General features: G+C 63.1%; 12 protein-coding genes. 7 read left to right on the top strand and 5 right to left on the bottom strand.

The window, feature by feature from the left end; genetic code table 11:
* The 4 genes from BLS27_RS11580 to BLS27_RS11565 form a co-directional block, all read left to right on the top strand.
* Positions 1-3,019 (top strand): invasin domain 3-containing protein (locus BLS27_RS11580; protein WP_208599409.1); only part of this gene is annotated, 3,019 nt, incomplete at its 5' end.
* A gap of 223 nt (positions 3,020-3,242) precedes the next feature.
* Complete coding sequence (gene yghU / locus BLS27_RS11575; protein WP_090344847.1) at positions 3,243-4,079, top strand: glutathione-dependent disulfide-bond oxidoreductase; 837 nt, start codon at positions 3,243-3,245, stop codon at positions 4,077-4,079.
* A gap of 299 nt (positions 4,080-4,378) precedes the next feature.
* Positions 4,379-6,082: an amidase gene (locus BLS27_RS11570; protein WP_043215839.1), complete on the top strand. Its 1,704-nt coding sequence runs from the start codon at positions 4,379-4,381 to the stop codon at positions 6,080-6,082.
* A gap of 183 nt (positions 6,083-6,265) precedes the next feature.
* Complete coding sequence (locus tag BLS27_RS11565; RefSeq protein ID WP_090344845.1) at positions 6,266-7,183, top strand: pyridoxal-phosphate dependent enzyme; 918 nt, start codon at positions 6,266-6,268, stop codon at positions 7,181-7,183.
* 7 nt (positions 7,184-7,190) lie between these two features.
* Here BLS27_RS11565 and BLS27_RS11560 read toward each other — a convergent pair whose 3' ends face one another.
* Positions 7,191-7,361: a KGG domain-containing protein gene (locus BLS27_RS11560; protein ID WP_070571654.1), complete on the bottom strand. Its 171-nt coding sequence runs from the start codon at positions 7,359-7,361 to the stop codon at positions 7,191-7,193.
* A 310-nt stretch (positions 7,362-7,671) separates the two neighbouring features.
* On the opposite strand from BLS27_RS11560, the gene nspC reads away from it, so the two are divergent.
* Positions 7,672-8,769, top strand: coding sequence for a carboxynorspermidine decarboxylase (gene nspC, locus BLS27_RS11555; protein WP_090344843.1), 1,098 nt, complete (start codon positions 7,672-7,674; stop codon positions 8,767-8,769).
* Positions 8,770-8,802: 33 nt separating this feature from the next.
* Positions 8,803-10,047 carry a saccharopine dehydrogenase family protein gene (locus BLS27_RS11550; RefSeq protein WP_043206871.1) on the top strand — a complete coding sequence of 415 codons (1,245 nt, stop codon included), beginning with the start codon at positions 8,803-8,805 and terminating at the stop codon, positions 10,045-10,047.
* A gap of 116 nt (positions 10,048-10,163) precedes the next feature.
* Here the strand turns inward: BLS27_RS11550 and BLS27_RS11545 are convergent, their stop codons facing one another.
* The 3 genes from BLS27_RS11545 to BLS27_RS11535 all read right to left on the bottom strand — a co-directional run bounded on the left by BLS27_RS11545 (position 10,164) and on the right by BLS27_RS11535 (position 12,530).
* Entirely contained in the window at positions 10,164-11,210 is a 1,047-nt protein-coding gene (locus tag BLS27_RS11545) for a class I SAM-dependent methyltransferase (protein ID WP_090344841.1), read from the bottom strand.
* A gap of 154 nt (positions 11,211-11,364) precedes the next feature.
* A complete protein-coding gene (locus tag BLS27_RS11540; protein ID WP_043206876.1) occupies positions 11,365-12,210 on the bottom strand; it encodes a type 1 glutamine amidotransferase domain-containing protein in 846 nt (281 codons plus the stop codon).
* Between the two features lie 14 nt (positions 12,211-12,224).
* On the bottom strand, positions 12,225-12,530 hold the full coding sequence (locus BLS27_RS11535) for a putative quinol monooxygenase (protein WP_090344839.1): 306 nt from the start codon (positions 12,528-12,530) through the stop codon (positions 12,225-12,227).
* 96 nt (positions 12,531-12,626) lie between these two features.
* Between BLS27_RS11535 and BLS27_RS11530 the strand changes: the two genes are divergently transcribed.
* Positions 12,627-13,541, top strand: coding sequence for a LysR family transcriptional regulator (locus tag BLS27_RS11530; RefSeq protein ID WP_070571579.1), 915 nt, complete (start codon positions 12,627-12,629; stop codon positions 13,539-13,541).
* A 42-nt stretch (positions 13,542-13,583) separates the two neighbouring features.
* On the opposite strand, the gene mqo is transcribed toward BLS27_RS11530, so the two are convergent.
* A complete protein-coding gene (gene mqo, locus BLS27_RS11525) occupies positions 13,584-15,173 on the bottom strand; it encodes a malate dehydrogenase (quinone) (protein ID WP_090344836.1) in 1,590 nt (529 codons plus the stop codon).
* Positions 15,174-15,277 lie beyond the last annotated feature (104 nt).

The following is a 15,277-nucleotide window of genomic DNA, read 5'->3' as shown; positions in this document are numbered from 1 at the left end:
CGACCAACGCAAGGGCAACGGCGGCAACGAGACCACCGTCGGTGCCGAGTTCAGCTACCAGATCGGCGAGCCCTGGGCCAAGCAGGTCGACCCCGCCGGCGTCGGCGCCCTGCGCACCCTGGCTGGCAGCCGTTACGACCTGGTCGAACGCAACAACCACATCGTCCTCGAGTACCGCAAGAAGCAGGTCATCCAAATGGCCGCCGCCGCCCACGTCAGCGGCCAGGGCGGCGAGACCAAATCCCTGAGCGTGTGGGTCAACAGCAAGTACCCGCTGTCGCACATCGACTGGACAGCCCCGGCGCTGCTGCAGGCCGGCGGCCGGCTCGTGCACGACGGCGGCCCCCACTACAGCGTGCTGCTGCCCGACTACCAAACCCAGCAAACCAACGTCTACACCCTCCACGGCGTGGCCGTGGACAGCAAAGGCAACCGCTCCGGGCGCAGCGAGACCCGCGTGACCGTCAACGCTCCCGCGGTCAGCGCGCGCCACTCGACCTTCACCCCTGCCCATACCGTGCTGCCGGCCGATGGCAAGACTCAGCAAACCCTGACCCTCGCCATCCGCGACGAGCAGCAGCAGCCGGTGGACATCGCCTTGGCGGATATTCAGATCGCTGTCGCCGAGACGCAAACGCGCGCCGGCGGCATCGTGGTTTCGAAGCCTGAGCGTGTTTCGGCGGGCGACTATGAAGTACGGGTGACCGCGGGCAGCGCGCCGCAATCGATTACCTTGACCCCGTCCGTTCAAGGGACTGCGCTGTCGCAAGCGCAGGTCAGCACGGTCAGCTCTGTGCCGGACGACGGCAAATCCGCCTTCGCCGCAGACCGCAGCTCACTCCCGGCGGACGACAAAACCCATGCTGTACTCACCTTCACCGCTCAGGACGCCAATGGCGCACCGGTGGAGGGCATCGCCAAGCATCTGAAGTTCGCGGTGCACAGCGACAAGGGCAGCGCGTCGCCTCCGGATGTGACGGTGAGCCCCATCGTGGAAAGCGCCCAAGGCCGCTACACCGCGACGTTCAAGGGCAAATTGGTCGGCCGTTACACCGTCACCCCCCAGCTGGGCGGTAAGCCCATCGGCCGCCTCAACGCCGAGGTTGAGCTGCAGGCGTTGCGGCCCGTGCCGTCCACTTCGAAATTGGAGGCCAAGCCAGACATCATCCCGGCCAACGGCTCCGATCCCTCGACACTGACCTTCGTGGCCAAGGACATCAACGGTAATCCCGTCACCGGCCTGGGCAACCGGCTGGCAGTGAATGCCACCAATAGCAGCGGCCTGCCACCGGCACCTGACGAGCTCACCCTCGAGCCGATCCAGGAGAGCGGCAATACCGGCATCTACGTCACCACAGTGCGCGGCCTGCAAGCAGACACTTACACCTTTGTCCCGACCATCGGGCGCCAGCCGGTCAATGGCTTGAGTGCCACCGTGCAACTGAAGGCCTTGCCGCCTGCACTGGGCCGCTCGACGTTCGAGGCCGCACCGCCCAAGATCCCGGCAAGTGGCACCGCCCCATCGACGCTGACTTTCACCGCCAGGGACGCAAACGACAAGCCCGTGGGAGGTCTCGCCGATCAGCTGAAGTTCGAACTGGCCAACGGCCCGGCCCCGGGCATTACGCTCGGCGACATTTCAGAAGCCAAGACCGGTGAGTACCGTGCAACGCTCCAGGGCACTATCCCAGGCCACTACACCTTCATACCGCACTACAACGGCGCCCCGTTCGGCACGCTGAAAGCCGACGTCGAGCTGCTGCCTCTGCCGCCAGCTGCAAGCCACTCGAAGTTTCAGATCAAGCCGGACACGATCAAGGCCAATTTGAAGGAGTTCTCCACCCTGAACTTCACCGCCAAGGACATCAACGACAAGCCGGTGAGTGGGTTGGCCGATGCACTGACATTCATCGTCCGGGACGCCAGCAACCAACCACTGCCACCTGAGGGCTTCAAGTTGGACCCTGTGCAGGAAACCGTGGAGGGCAACTACCGCACCACGCTTAAAACGAAGATACCGGGCGACCTGACCATCACTCCTCGCGTTGAAAACGACTCGATGGATAGCCTGACAGCGGAGTTGACCGTATTGACGTTGCTGCCATCAGAGGCGCACTCCACGATCACGCTGTCGAACTCCAAAATATTCGCCGATGACGTGCACCAAGCCGCCATTACATTTGACGTGCGCAACGAGCTCGATCAATCGATAGCCGACCTGCTCGATCGGGTCTCGTTCCTCGTGACGGACAGCGCTGGAAAGCCCACGTCCGATGTCACGCTAAGCGCAGTCACATCAACGGCCAAGGGCTATCAGGTGCAACTGCAAGGGCCGAAGGTAGGCCGTTATGAAGTTGTCCCACGCCTGGATGGCATCAACATGAACTCATTGAAGCGCCCCATCGAGCTGATGAGTACCGAGATCGTAGCGCTGAATGCCGGCCGGCCCCGGCATCGATTTCCTGTAAGTACCGGGTTCCCGACTACCGCTCATTTGGAAGCCAGTTTTGTGGTGGAATTGGCAAACGGCGCCGACCCAGTGGATTACACATGGACTTCAACGGCAAGTTGGCTAACGCCCTCAAGCAATGGATACTTCGAGTTCACTGCGCAACCCAGTGATACCGACTCGGGCACGATAACGATTACCGGCGCTCGCAAGGGCAGCGCAGTGACACACCGTTATACCTTCAAGGTAAGTAACTGGTTCCATATGGCGCACGACTATATGGAACCTTGGAAGGACGCGATGAAAATCTGTAGTTCCCTGGGACTTATACAAGTATCAAAAGCCGAAGCGACAAAAGGCGATAATGTTCGCGCCCTGGGCACCCCGACCTCAGAATGGGGCTATATGCAAATCAACTGGCTAACATATGAGGTCTGGCTACCTGATGCAGCGGGGCCAGGCATGCGTTGGATGCTGACGCCACAATATGCCGGGTTTCCAGTCGGGGGGACCCAGACGCGGCCTGATCATTGGTTCCGAGGCACCATCTGTCGCCAGCCAATAAAGTAATCGCGCCGTGGTGAGCGCCGCTTTCTATTAGCCCATTCCCTCGCTTACAGCGTCACCGCCCACTGTAAGCGAGGGCCCGCACCCATACCGCCACGCCTTCAGCGCATGGCGTGATGCCCCCAACGCCCCCCCACAATGCATTTGCCCCCGGCGGCGAACCCATGGCATAGATGCAGGTCCACCTTACGATGTGCCTACCTCGAGCCTTCAGGAGACTTCGCCCATGAGCAAACCCTACGTCCCGCCCAAGGTCTGGACCCACGAGGCGCCGTCCGGCGGTCAGTTCGCCAACATCAACCGGCCTGTCGCCGGCCCCACCCACGAGCGGGCGCTGCCGGTGGGCAAGCACCCGCTGCAGTTGTACTCACTGGCCACGCCCAACGGGGTCAAGGTGACCATCTTGCTGGAGGAGCTGTTGGCTCTCGGCCATGCCGGCGCCGAGTACGACGCCTGGCTGATCCGCATCGGCGAAGGCGACCAGTTTTCCAGCGGGTTCGTGCAGGTCAACCCCAACTCGAAGATCCCCGCCCTGCTCGATCGCAGCGTCGAGCCGCCCGTGCGGGTGTTCGAGTCCGGTTCGATCTTGTTGTACCTGGCCGAGAAGTTCGACGCTTTCCTGCCCAAGGCCCCAGCTGCCCGGACCGAGTGCCTGAACTGGCTGTTCTGGCAGATGGGCTCGGCGCCTTACCTGGGCGGTGGTTTTGGTCACTTCTATGTCTATGCACCCGAGAAGTTCGAATACGCCATCAATCGCTTCACCATGGAGGCCAAGCGCCAACTGGATGTGCTCGACCGACGTCTGGCCGAAAGCGACTACCTCGGCGGCGAGCAATACAGCATTGCCGACATCGCCGTATGGCCCTGGTATGGCCAGTTGGTGCGCGGCAACCTGTATGGCGCGGCAGAGTTTCTTGCTGTGCATGAATACCCCCATGTGCAGCGCTGGGCCGAGGCCATCGCCCAACGGCCGGCTGTGCAGCGAGGTACCCGGGTGAACCGGACCTGGGGGGATGAGCAAAGCCAGGTGCCGGAGCGGCATTCGGCGGCAGACTTGGTGTGAAATGCCTGGGCTGCCTTGCAGCCCATCGCAGGCTTGCCAGCTTCCACCGAGCAAGCGCCTACGGAACCTGTAGACGCTGACGAAGCCTGCGGACGGGGCGCGTAGTGGCCTTCGCAAACCAGAAAAAACGCCATTCGAGGCGGTCTGAGCCTCGACCTCGACACATGCACTGACGCACGCATGCAGCGCACGAGACTGCCGCCGTGCAAATGACCATTGCCACGCTGCATGCCTGCGCCGGGCAAGGGCTTCTTGCTACACTCGCGCCACGAGTTTCCACCTGCATAACTGGTGACAGCATGATCGAGGTAACTGAGGTTTCCATTGCCGAGCTGCGCGACGCGCTCGAGTCCGGCCGCACGACGGCGGTTGAGCTGGTCAAGGCCTACCTGGCCCGCATCGACGCCTATGACGGAGCCGACACCGCCACTGCCCTGAACGCTGTGGTGGTACGCAATCCTGAAGCGCTCAAGGAGGCCGAGGCCTCCGACGCTCGCCGAGCCAAGGGCCAGACGTTGAGCCCGCTCGATGGCATCCCTTACACCGCCAAGGACAGCTACCTGGTCAAAGGCCTGACCGCCGCTTCCGGCAGCCCGGCTTTCAAGGACCTGGTGGCCCAGCGCGACGCCTTCACCATCGAGCGCCTGCGCGCCGCCGGTGCCATCTGCCTGGGCAAGACCAACATGCCACCGATGGCCAACGGCGGCATGCAGCGTGGCGTCTATGGCCGCGCCGAAAGCCCGTACAACGCCGCCTACCTGACCGCGCCGTTCGCCTCCGGCTCGTCCAACGGTGCCGGGACCGCCACCGCTGCCAGCTATTCGGCTTTCGGCCTGGCAGAAGAAACCTGGTCCAGCGGCCGTGGCCCTGCCTCGAACAACGGTCTGTGCGCCTATACCCCCTCGCGCGGGGTCATCTCGGTGCGCGGCAACTGGCCGCTGACGCCGACCATGGACGTCGTGGTGCCCTACGCCCGCACCATGGCCGATCTGCTGGAAATCCTCGATGTCGTCGTTGCCGATGACGCCGACAAGCGTGGCGACCTGTGGCGTCTACAGCCATGGGTGCCGATCCCGGCTGCGTCCTCGGTACGCCCGGCTTCCTACCTGGATCTGGCCGTCGACGCCAGCGCCCTCAAGGGCAAGCGTTTTGGCGTGCCGAAGATGTACATCAATGCCGACCCTGACGCCGGCACCTCGGAAAAACCTGGCATCGGTGGCCCGACCGGCCAACGCATCAATACCCGCGCCAGCGTCATCGACCTGTGGAAGCAGGCGCGTCAAGCCCTGGAAGCGGCCGGTGCCGAAGTGATCGAAGTGGACTTCCCGCTGGTGTCCAACTGCGAAGGCGACCGCCCGGGCGCTCCGACGGTGTACAACCGCGGCATCGTCTCCAAGGAATTCCTGCACGATGAACTGTGGGAACTGTCCGGCTGGGCCTTCGATGACTTCCTGCGCGCCAACAATGATCCGAAGCTCAACCGCCTGGCCGACGTCGACGGCCCGCAGATCTTCCCCCACGACCCGGGCACCCTGCCCAACCGTGAGGACGACCTGGCGGCCGGCATGGATGAGTACGTCAACATGGCCAAGCGCGGCCTGAAGACCTGGGATCAGATCGAGACCCTGCCGGACGGCCTGCGTGGGCTGGAAAAGACCCGCAAGATGGACCTGGAAGACTGGATGGACAACCTGGGCCTGGACGCGGTGCTGTTCCCGACCGTGGCCGACGTGGGCCCGGCCGATGCCGACGTCAACCCCGTATCGGCAGATATCGCCTGGAGCAACGGCGTCTGGGTCGCCAACGGCAACCTGGCCATCCGTCACCTGGGTGTGCCCACTGTCACCGTACCCATGGGCGTGATGGCCGACATCGGTATGCCGGTCGGTCTGACCTTCGCAGGCCGTGCCTACAGCGACAATGCACTGCTGAGCTTCGGTGCCGCCTTCGAGGCCACCGGCTCGCGTCGCATGATTCCGCCGCGCACCCCGCCACTGGGCTGATCCAACGCCTGGCTGGAAACAGGTTTATCCGCAAGCACTGAATCGGTTGCTTCGCGGATAAACCCGCTCCCACTACGATCATCGCCAACGCGCAAACGGGCACAGCCCGATACACCTGAAAAAACGCCCTTGCCCCGCGATTGCGTCTGCCGGAACAATGAAGCATCCCTTTGGAGAGCCCACATGTCCCTGCACATCCAGACGCCCCTGATCGAATCCCGTCCTCTCTCGCTGATCGCCGGCCGCTCGGTCTGGCTCAAGCTCGAAGCCCTGCAGCCGTGCGGCTCATTCAAGCTGCGTGGCGTTGGCCATGCCTGCCAGGTCCATCATGCCCGCGGTGCGCGCCACTTCGTCTCGTCCTCCGGTGGCAACGCGGGGTTGGCTGTGGCCTATGCCGGGCGCAAGCTCGGCGTGCCGGTGACCGTGGTGGTGCCAGAAACCACCACCGAACGCGCCAAGGCGCTGCTGCGCCTGGAAGACGCCAAGGTCGTGGTGCACGGCAGCTCCTGGCAGGAGGCCAACGAACTGGCGCAGACATTGGTCGGGCCAGACGATGCCTTCATCCACCCGTTCGACGATCCACTGTTGTGGGCCGGTCATGCCAGCATGATCGACGAAGTCGCCCGCGCCGGCATGAAGCCCGATGCCGTGGTGCTCTCGGTGGGTGGCGGCGGCCTGCTCAGTGGCGTGGTCGAAGGACTCGAACGCAACGGTTGGCACGACGTGCCGGTGCTGGCGGTGGAAACCGACGGTGCGGCCTCGTTGCATGCAGCCCTTGAAGCCGGACAGACCGTGGAACTGCCACGCATCACTTCGGTGGCCACCTCCCTGGGCGCCAAGCGCGTCGCAGAACAGGCGCTGGCCTGTGCACAGCGTCACCCAGTCGAAAGTTGCCTGGTCAGCGACCGCGCCGCGCTGCAGGCCTGCGAGCGTTTTTTACTGGATCACCGCGTACTGGTCGAGCCGGCCTGCGGCGCGGCACTGGCCTTGGCCTACCAACCCGAGGCCCTGGCGGCGTACCGCAATGTCCTGGTGATCGTCTGCGGCGGGGCCACCGCCACGCTGGAGCAGATCCAGGCGTGGCTGGCGGCCCAGGGCTGAACGGCGCTCAGCGATCGCTGCGCCGCGGGGTACCGCCATGGCTGTGCTGGCCACCGACCCGGGCCTTTTCTGCCCGGTCGGTCTTCACATCCTGGTTGGTGCCGCCCTTGCGGCCGGCATCGTGGACTTTCTGTGGGTCGTCGGCAAAACCGTGGGAGCTTTCGTGATGCTTGGTCATGGGGTTCTCCTCATGGATCAGTTCTGAAGGTTCGAGCCCCACGGCACATGCCCTGCTCCCTCCTTCCGACAGATGGCGGCGCAAACCCTGTGACCGCAACGGTCACATTCATCTGCTCAACTGGGTCTGCCACGAGGCTGCAGATACCCTGATGAGGCTCCTCTGACCGAAGCGACCGATGCCTTGATGGCAAAGGGACAACAAATACACGTGCAACTCGGACGAAATGCGCCTTCGACCCTTTCGGTCCGGGGCAAGTGAAGGCACAATGCGTGTCCTTTTTTTGGCCGGCCTGGCCGGGGGCCTTTAAATGATCAAGACGCCGTACTACCTCATCGATAAACAAAAGCTGCTGGGCAACATGGAAAAGATTGCCTACGTGCGCGAACACTCCGGGGCCAAGGCCCTGCTGGCACTCAAGTGCTTCGCCACCTGGTCGGTGTTCGACCTGATGCAGCAGTACATGGATGGCACCACTTCTTCGTCGCTCTACGAGCTCAAGCTAGGTCGCCAGAAGTTTGCCGGCGAAACCCACGCCTACAGCGTGGCCTGGGCCGACGACGAGATCGAGGAGATGCTCGAGAACTGCGACAAGATCATCTTCAACTCCATCGGCCAGCTGCAACGCTATGCCGAACAGTCCCAGGGCAAGGTGCGCGGTCTGCGCGTCAACCCGCAGGTGAGCAGCTCCGACTACCTGCTGGCCGACCCGGCACGCCCGTTCAGCCGTCTGGGCGAATGGGACCCTGAGAAGATCGAGAAGGTGATCGAACAGATCTCCGGCTTCATGTTCCACAACAACTGCGAGAACGGCGATTTCGGCCTCTTCGACAAGATGCTCTCGCACATCGAGGAGCGCTTCGGTCACCTGCTGCACAAGGTCCAGTGGGTCAGCCTCGGTGGCGGGATCCACTTCACCGGCGAAGGCTATGCCCTGGACGCATTCTGCGCGCGCCTGAAGGCCTTCTCCGAGAAGTACGGCGTGCAGGTCTACCTGGAGCCCGGCGAAGCAGCCATCACCCAGAGCGCCTCGCTGGAAGTCACCGTTCTCGACACCCTGTACAACGGCAAGCACCTGGCCGTGGTCGACAGCTCCATCGAAGCGCACATGCTCGACCTGTTGATCTATCGCCTCAACGCCAAGATGGCCCCCAACAACGGCGAGCACACCTACATGGTCTGCGGCAAGTCGTGCCTGGCCGGCGATATCTTCGGCGAGTATCAGTTCGACAAGCCTCTGGCTATCGGTGACCGCCTGTCGTTCGTCGATGCCGCCGGTTACACCATGGTCAAGAAAAACTGGTTCAACGGTCTGAAAATGCCGGCCATCGTGGTCAAGCAGCTCGACGGCAGCGTCGAGGTGGTGCGCGAGTTCGGTTTCGAAGACTACGTTTCCAGCCTGTCCTGAGGCAGGCCCTTTCAGTAAGGAGCAAAAGGTAAATTGAAGAAGAACGTTCTTATCATTGGTGCAGGAGGTGTCGCCAAGGTGGTGGCCCACAAGTGCGCACAGCATAACGACGAGCTCGGTCGTATTGCGATTGCGTCACGGAACATCTCCAAATGCCAGGCCATCATCGACAGCGTCAAGGCCAAGGGTAGCCTCAAGGTACCCGCCGACATCCAGGCCTTCTCGCTCAATGCCCTCGATGTCGAGGCAACCAAGGCGCTGATCCGCGAGACCGAATCGCAGATCGTGATCAACGTCGGGTCCGCCTTCCTCAACATGTCGGTGCTGCGTGCCTGCATCGATACCGGCGCCGCCTACCTGGACACCGCGATCCACGAAGAGCCGGGCAAGATCTGCGAAACGCCGCCTTGGTACGGCAACTACGAGTGGAAACACCTCGAAGAGTGCCAAGCAAAGAACATCACCGCCATTCTCGGCGTCGGCTTCGACCCGGGTGTGGTGAACAGCTACGCCAAACTTGCGCAGCAACAGTATTTCGACCGCATTGACTCGATCGACATTCTCGACGTCAATGCCGGCTCCCATGGCAAGTACTTCGCCACCAACTTCGACCCGGAAATCAACTTCCGCGAATTCACAGGTCAAGTCTGGAGCTGGCAGAACAGCCAATGGACCAGCAACAAAATGTTCGAGGTCAAGCGCACCGACGACCTGCCGGTGGTGGGCTCGCAGAACCTCTACCTGACCGGCCACGATGAAGTCCACTCGCTGTCGAAGAACCTCGACGTGCCGAACATCCGCTTCTGGATGAGCTTCGGCGAGCATTACATCAATGTGTTCACCGTCCTGAAGAACCTGGGCCTGCTCTCCGAGCAGCCGGTCAAGACCGCCGAAGGCCTGGAAGTGGTGCCACTCAAAGTGGTCAAGGCCGTGCTGCCTGACCCGTCCTCGCTGGCTCCGGGCTACACCGGCAAGACCTGCATCGGTGACCTGGTCAAGGGCACCAAGGATGGCCAGCCGCGTGAAGTGTTCATCTACAACGTGGCCGACCACGAAGAGGCGTTCGCCGAGACCGACAGTCAGGGTATTTCCTATACCGCTGGTGTGCCGCCAGTGGCCGCGGCCCTGCTGGTCGCCCGTGGCGAATGGGATGCCAAGCGCATGGTCAACGTCGAGGAGCTGCCGGCCGAGCCGTTCCTCAAGGCGCTGGACGTGATGGGCCTGCCGACCCGCATCAAAGACGAAAAAGGCGATCGTCCTTGGGACGCTGAAGCCTAAGCAGCAAACAGAAGGGGCGCCAGATGGCGCCCCTTCTGCGTGTGGCCAGTGCCCACAGACGCCCCACTGCGCACGGTGCTCCTTTTGAAGTCGCAACGCTCTCACAGGCTCGCCCGCTACTTGCGCGCCTCCAGGATCAGGTTGAATGGTGTCTGCGTCGCCCGCCGGAACCGCGTGAACCCCGCCTCCTCGAACACCGCCCGCAGCCGCGCCTCGCCGGCCTGGGCCCCCAGCCCCAACCCTACCTCCTGAGACAGCGAGTTGGGGGTGCAAATGAATGTCGAGGCCGCGTAGAACAACCGCCCCACCGGGTTCAGGTTGCCTTCCAGCGAATCCTCCGCATAGGGCTCGACCAGCATCACCGTGCCGTCGTCCTTGAGCGCGTGGTAGGCATGCCTGGCCGCACCGACCGGATCCCCCATGTCGTGCAGGCAATCGAAAAAGCACACCAGGTCATGATCATGCCCCGGATAGTCCTTGGCCGAGGCCTGGGCAAAGCTGACCTGCCCGGCTACGCCCGCCTCCTCGGCACGCGCAGTGGCGGTCGTGATCGAGGGCCCATGGTAGTCGTAGCCGATAAAGCGAGACGCGGGAAAAGCCTGGGCCATGACGATGGTCGAGGCGCCGTGGCCGCATCCCACATCGGCCACCTTGGCTCCGGCCTGCAGCTTGGCGGTCACCCCCTCCAGCGCCGGTAGCCACTCAGCCACCAGGAAGGTACGGTAACCGGGCCTGAAGAAACGCTCGGTGCCGCTGAACATGCACGGATGATGGTCACCCCAAGGCAGCCCTCCATCGCCACGCATGGCGGCGATCAGCTTGTCTTTGTCATGAAACAGTGCCGCTACCACCGACGCGCCGCCGGCCATGTAGGCTGGCGACTCCTCGATGGCCAGGGCCAGAGCCTGCTCTTCGGGAAGACTGAACGTACCGTCGTGGTGAACCATGTAGCCGGCTGCTACCTGGGCGCTGAGCCATTCTCGCAGCAGCCGTGGATGACAGCCGGTTCGCTGAGCCAGCACCTCGGGGGTCACGGGTTGGCTATCGGCCATGGCCCGATACAGCCCCAGCTCATCGCCCAGGATCACGTTGGCCAGTGTCGCCGCCGCGCCCATGTCGCCCACCAGCTTGCCCATGAACTCGTGAAGTCTTGCCTCGTCCATGACCTGCCCTCCTCTGCAAGAAGGCCACCGTCGGCGACGTCCGGGCCGGGAGGCGGTGGTCGGATGGATGATTGCCGGGCCTGCGCGAAACAGGCCCGGGCTTTAAGTCTAGACGAGCATGGCAAGTGCCACCGCCGGCACCGAAGGCTTGCCCTTACTGCCTGGCACCGTCCAGTTTCTCCACTAATGCCTTGGCCAGCGCCTTGTCGGAGAACGGGTTCTGTCCGGTGATCAGCTCACGGTCGATGACCACATGGGGCGCCCAGGCCTTCGCGTAGCTCATGTCGCCGCCCGCCGCAGCCATGGCCTTGGCCGGGTAGAACTGCAGGCGTTGATCTTTGAGCGAACTTTCGAACACTTGTTCTTCCGGATCCGAGAAGATCGTCATGCGATAGCCCTGGTACACCCAGTCACTGGCGGCCGGCGTCTCGCCGCGTGCCAAGGCCGCGCGGTAGGCAACCGGGTCCTGCTGGGCCGACAGCAGGGTGATCGGGCCATGGCAGATCGCGGCGGTCGGTTTGCCTGCCTGATGGAAGTGGCGCAGCAATGCCCCGACGTCAGGGTTGTTGGCAAGATCGATCAGCGGCGCATGGCCACCGGGGATGAACAGGCCGGCGTAACGGTCCAGGTCACCCGCCAACACCTCCTTGACCGACAAGGTGTCGTCGATGCCCGGCAGACTCTGCACAACCTTGTGAATACGCTGCATCTCGGCCGCATCGCCACCGAAATACTGCGGGTCGACCGAACGCTCATCGACGCTCGGCGCATTGCCCTTGGGCGTCACCAGCACGAGCGTGTAGCCGGCCTTGAGCAGTTGGTCGGCCGGCACGCCGAACTCGTTGAGGTAATAGCCGGTCGGGTACGGTTTGCCGTCCTTGAGCTGCAGTTGATGCTCGCTCGACAGCAAGACCAGCACCTCGCCTTTGGACGCGGCAGTGGCCTGGCCGGCCAGCAATGCGCCAGCCACCGTGAGCGCCAGGGTGGAAATTTTGTTCATGGTCAGGTTCCTGTTCAGGCGAAGGGGACAATGTCGAGTGGGTGGGCAACGCGGACCTGGGTCGGTGCAGCCACCCAGTCAGCGGTGGCAGCGCGATAGGCCTGGTAATGAGCACTGTTGCGGTGTGCATCAATGGCCGCCGAGTCGACATACAGCTCGAACAGGTCGAAGGCCAGTTCGTCTGCTTCACGAACGAACAGGTCATAGCGCAGGTTGCCGGGCTCGGCGCGCGAGTGCTCCACCATCACCCGCAGGGCCTGTTCCACCGCGTCGCGGTGTTCGGGCTTGGGGAAAATAGTGGCGAAGATGCTGATAGGCATGACTGGACTCCAAGGTCGGTATCGGTCAGTGAGGCCATGCTATCGACTGCGCTATGATTCGATAATTCTAAAGATCTAATTTCAGCGATCCAAAATATGAATATCGCAAACAAGGACCTGAACCTGTTGCTGGTCTTCCAGATGCTCTATCAGGAACGTAACGCGTCCCTGGCCGCCGAGCGCATGGCGCTCAGCCAGCCGGCGCTGAGCCACAAGCTGAACAAGCTGCGCCATCAATTCGGCGACCCGCTGTTCGTCCGGGCGCCTCGCGGGCTGACACCGACACCTCGCGCCCATGAGCTGGCGCCTCAGGTTCAGCACTTGGTGGAGCAACTGGAGCTGTTCTACGAACGTTGCGACGGCGCGGACATGCTCACCCGCCCTGCCCGCCTGCACCTGTATAGCACCGACTATCTGGAGCAAACCCTGCTGCCCCGTCTGCTGCCGATACTGCGCAGCCAGGCCCCCAACCTGGTGCTGGTCACCCACAACACCCGTGGCCAGTTGCCGCGCGAAGCCCTGGAGAAAGGCACGTGCGACTTGGCCATCGCCGGATTCTTCACCGACCTGCCGGACACCTTCCACCAGCAGCGTCTGCTCGGCGAAGAGTTGGTGGTGCTGGCCGCAAGGAGCAACCCACACCTGACCGACGGCCTGGACCTGGAGGCGTTTCTGGCCTGCGAGCATGTGCTGACCACCCTCACCGGTGACCTCGATGGGCTAGTGGACCGCGCGCTGCGCGCCCAAGGCCATCGACGACGTGTGATTGCGGGGTTGTCGAGCTTTCTTGCCCCAGCCCGCCTGGTCAGTGGCACCGACCTGCTGCTCACCTGCCTGCGTTCGCTGGCCGAAGATGCGGCGGCACGGGACCCGGAGCTTGCGGTATACCCGCTGCCCCTGGCGCTACCGAGGGTCGAATTGATGCAGATCTGGCACGAGCGCACGCACGCCGATCCATTGCGCAGGTGGTTTCGCCAAAAAGTCTGGGAGGTGGCCAATCACGTGGAGTAGAAGCCGCCGGGAGGCGCAAGGCCACCCGGGGCATCGTGCACACTACGGCGCTGCGATTTCGGTCTGCCCTGCGTGGCTCGACGGCGGCGCCAACTGGAGCAACTCGTTGGTGTAGGCCCACTCCTGTTCGAGCTTGTCAGGATGATCGTTCAGGCGAATCCCGTAGGACGGAATGATCTGCCGGAACTTCTCCTGCCAGGGCACAGAGGCTGCCTTGTCCTTGAACACCTTGTGCAGCAGGTCGAGCATGATCGGCGGCGCGGTCGAGGCCCCCGGCGATGCGCCCAGCAAGCCAGCGATGCTGCCGTCCTTGGCCATCACCACTTCGGTGCCGAGCTTGAGGACCCCGCCCAGCTCCGGGTCCTTCTTGATGATCTGCACCCGCTGCCCCGCCTGCCACAGGCGCCAGTCCTCTTTCTTGGCGTGGGGGAAGTAGGTCTGCAGCGCCTCGAAGCGGTCATCGTCGGATTGCATCAATTGCCCGATCAGGTACTGCACCAGGTCGAATTCACGTACCCCGACGCGCACCATGGGCCAGGTGTTGTGCACGGACATGCTGGCGAACAGGTCCAGCAGCGAGCCCTCTTTTAGAAAACGCGTGGAGAAGGTGGCGAATGGGCCGAACAGGATCATGCGCTTGCCATCGAGCACGCGGGTATCCAGATGGGGTACCGACATGGGCGGCGCGCCGGTCGCGGCGATGCCGTAGGCCTTGGCCATGTGCCGCTGGGCGATGGCCGGGTTGTCGGTCACCAGGAACGAGCCGCCCACCGGGAAGCCCGCATAGTCCTTGGCTTCAGGGATGCCCGACTTTTGCAGCAGCGGCAAGGCGGCGCCGCCGGCGCCGATGAACAGGAACTTGGCGTCGGTGGCGGACGTGGTACCGTCCTTGAGGTTCTTGTATTCGACGTGCCAGGAGCCGTCATCGTTGCGGGTGATGTCCTGGACTTCGCTCGAGAGCTTCAGGTCGAAGTTCGGTCGGCCTTGCAGGTAGCCCACGTACTGGCGGGTGATCTCACCAAAATTGACGTCGGTGCCGATGGGGGTCCAGGTCACCGCGAGCTTCTGCGCGGGGTCACGGCCCTCCATCATCAACGGCACCCACTGCTTGATCTGTTCCGGGTCCTCCGAATACTGCATGGGCTTGAACAGGGGGCTGGCCTGCAGGGCCTCGTAGCGTTTTTTCAGAAACCGAATGTTGTCGTCACCCCACACGAAACTCATGTGCGGTGTGGTGTTGATGAACGAATGCGGGTCCTTGAGCACGCCCTGCTTGACCTGCCAGGCGAGGAACTGCCGGGTGATCTGGAACGACTCGTTGATCTCGATGGCCTTGGCGATGTCGATCTTGCCGTTCTTCTCCGGTGTGTAGTTGAGCTCTGCCAGCGCCGAGTGCCCGGTGCCTGCGTTGTTCCAGCCGTTGGAGCTTTCCTCGGCGACTTTGTCCAGGCGTTCGACCATTTCCATCGACCAACCCGGCTCCAGCTCATTCAGCCAGACCGCCAGGGTCGAACTCATGATCCCGCCCCCGACCAGCAGTACGTCGACCCGTTTGGTCTCGGCGGCCTGGGCACTGAGCATGCCGCACGTGAGGCCTACCAAGGCCCATCGCAACGTCTTCGTGGTGTTCATGTTTCCTCCTGCGAGACGTGATGCCTCGTTGTGTACTCCCTGTCGTGCGCAAGGCTCGTGCGGCGTATCTGTCTGCCGCCCCTGCGCCTGATCGGCCTCGCAAG

The sequence above is a fragment of the Pseudomonas guariconensis genome, from assembly GCF_900102675.1.
Taxonomy (GTDB): Bacteria; Pseudomonadota; Gammaproteobacteria; order Pseudomonadales; family Pseudomonadaceae; genus Aquipseudomonas; species Aquipseudomonas guariconensis.
This window is presented reverse-complemented; position numbering and strand designations above follow the sequence as displayed.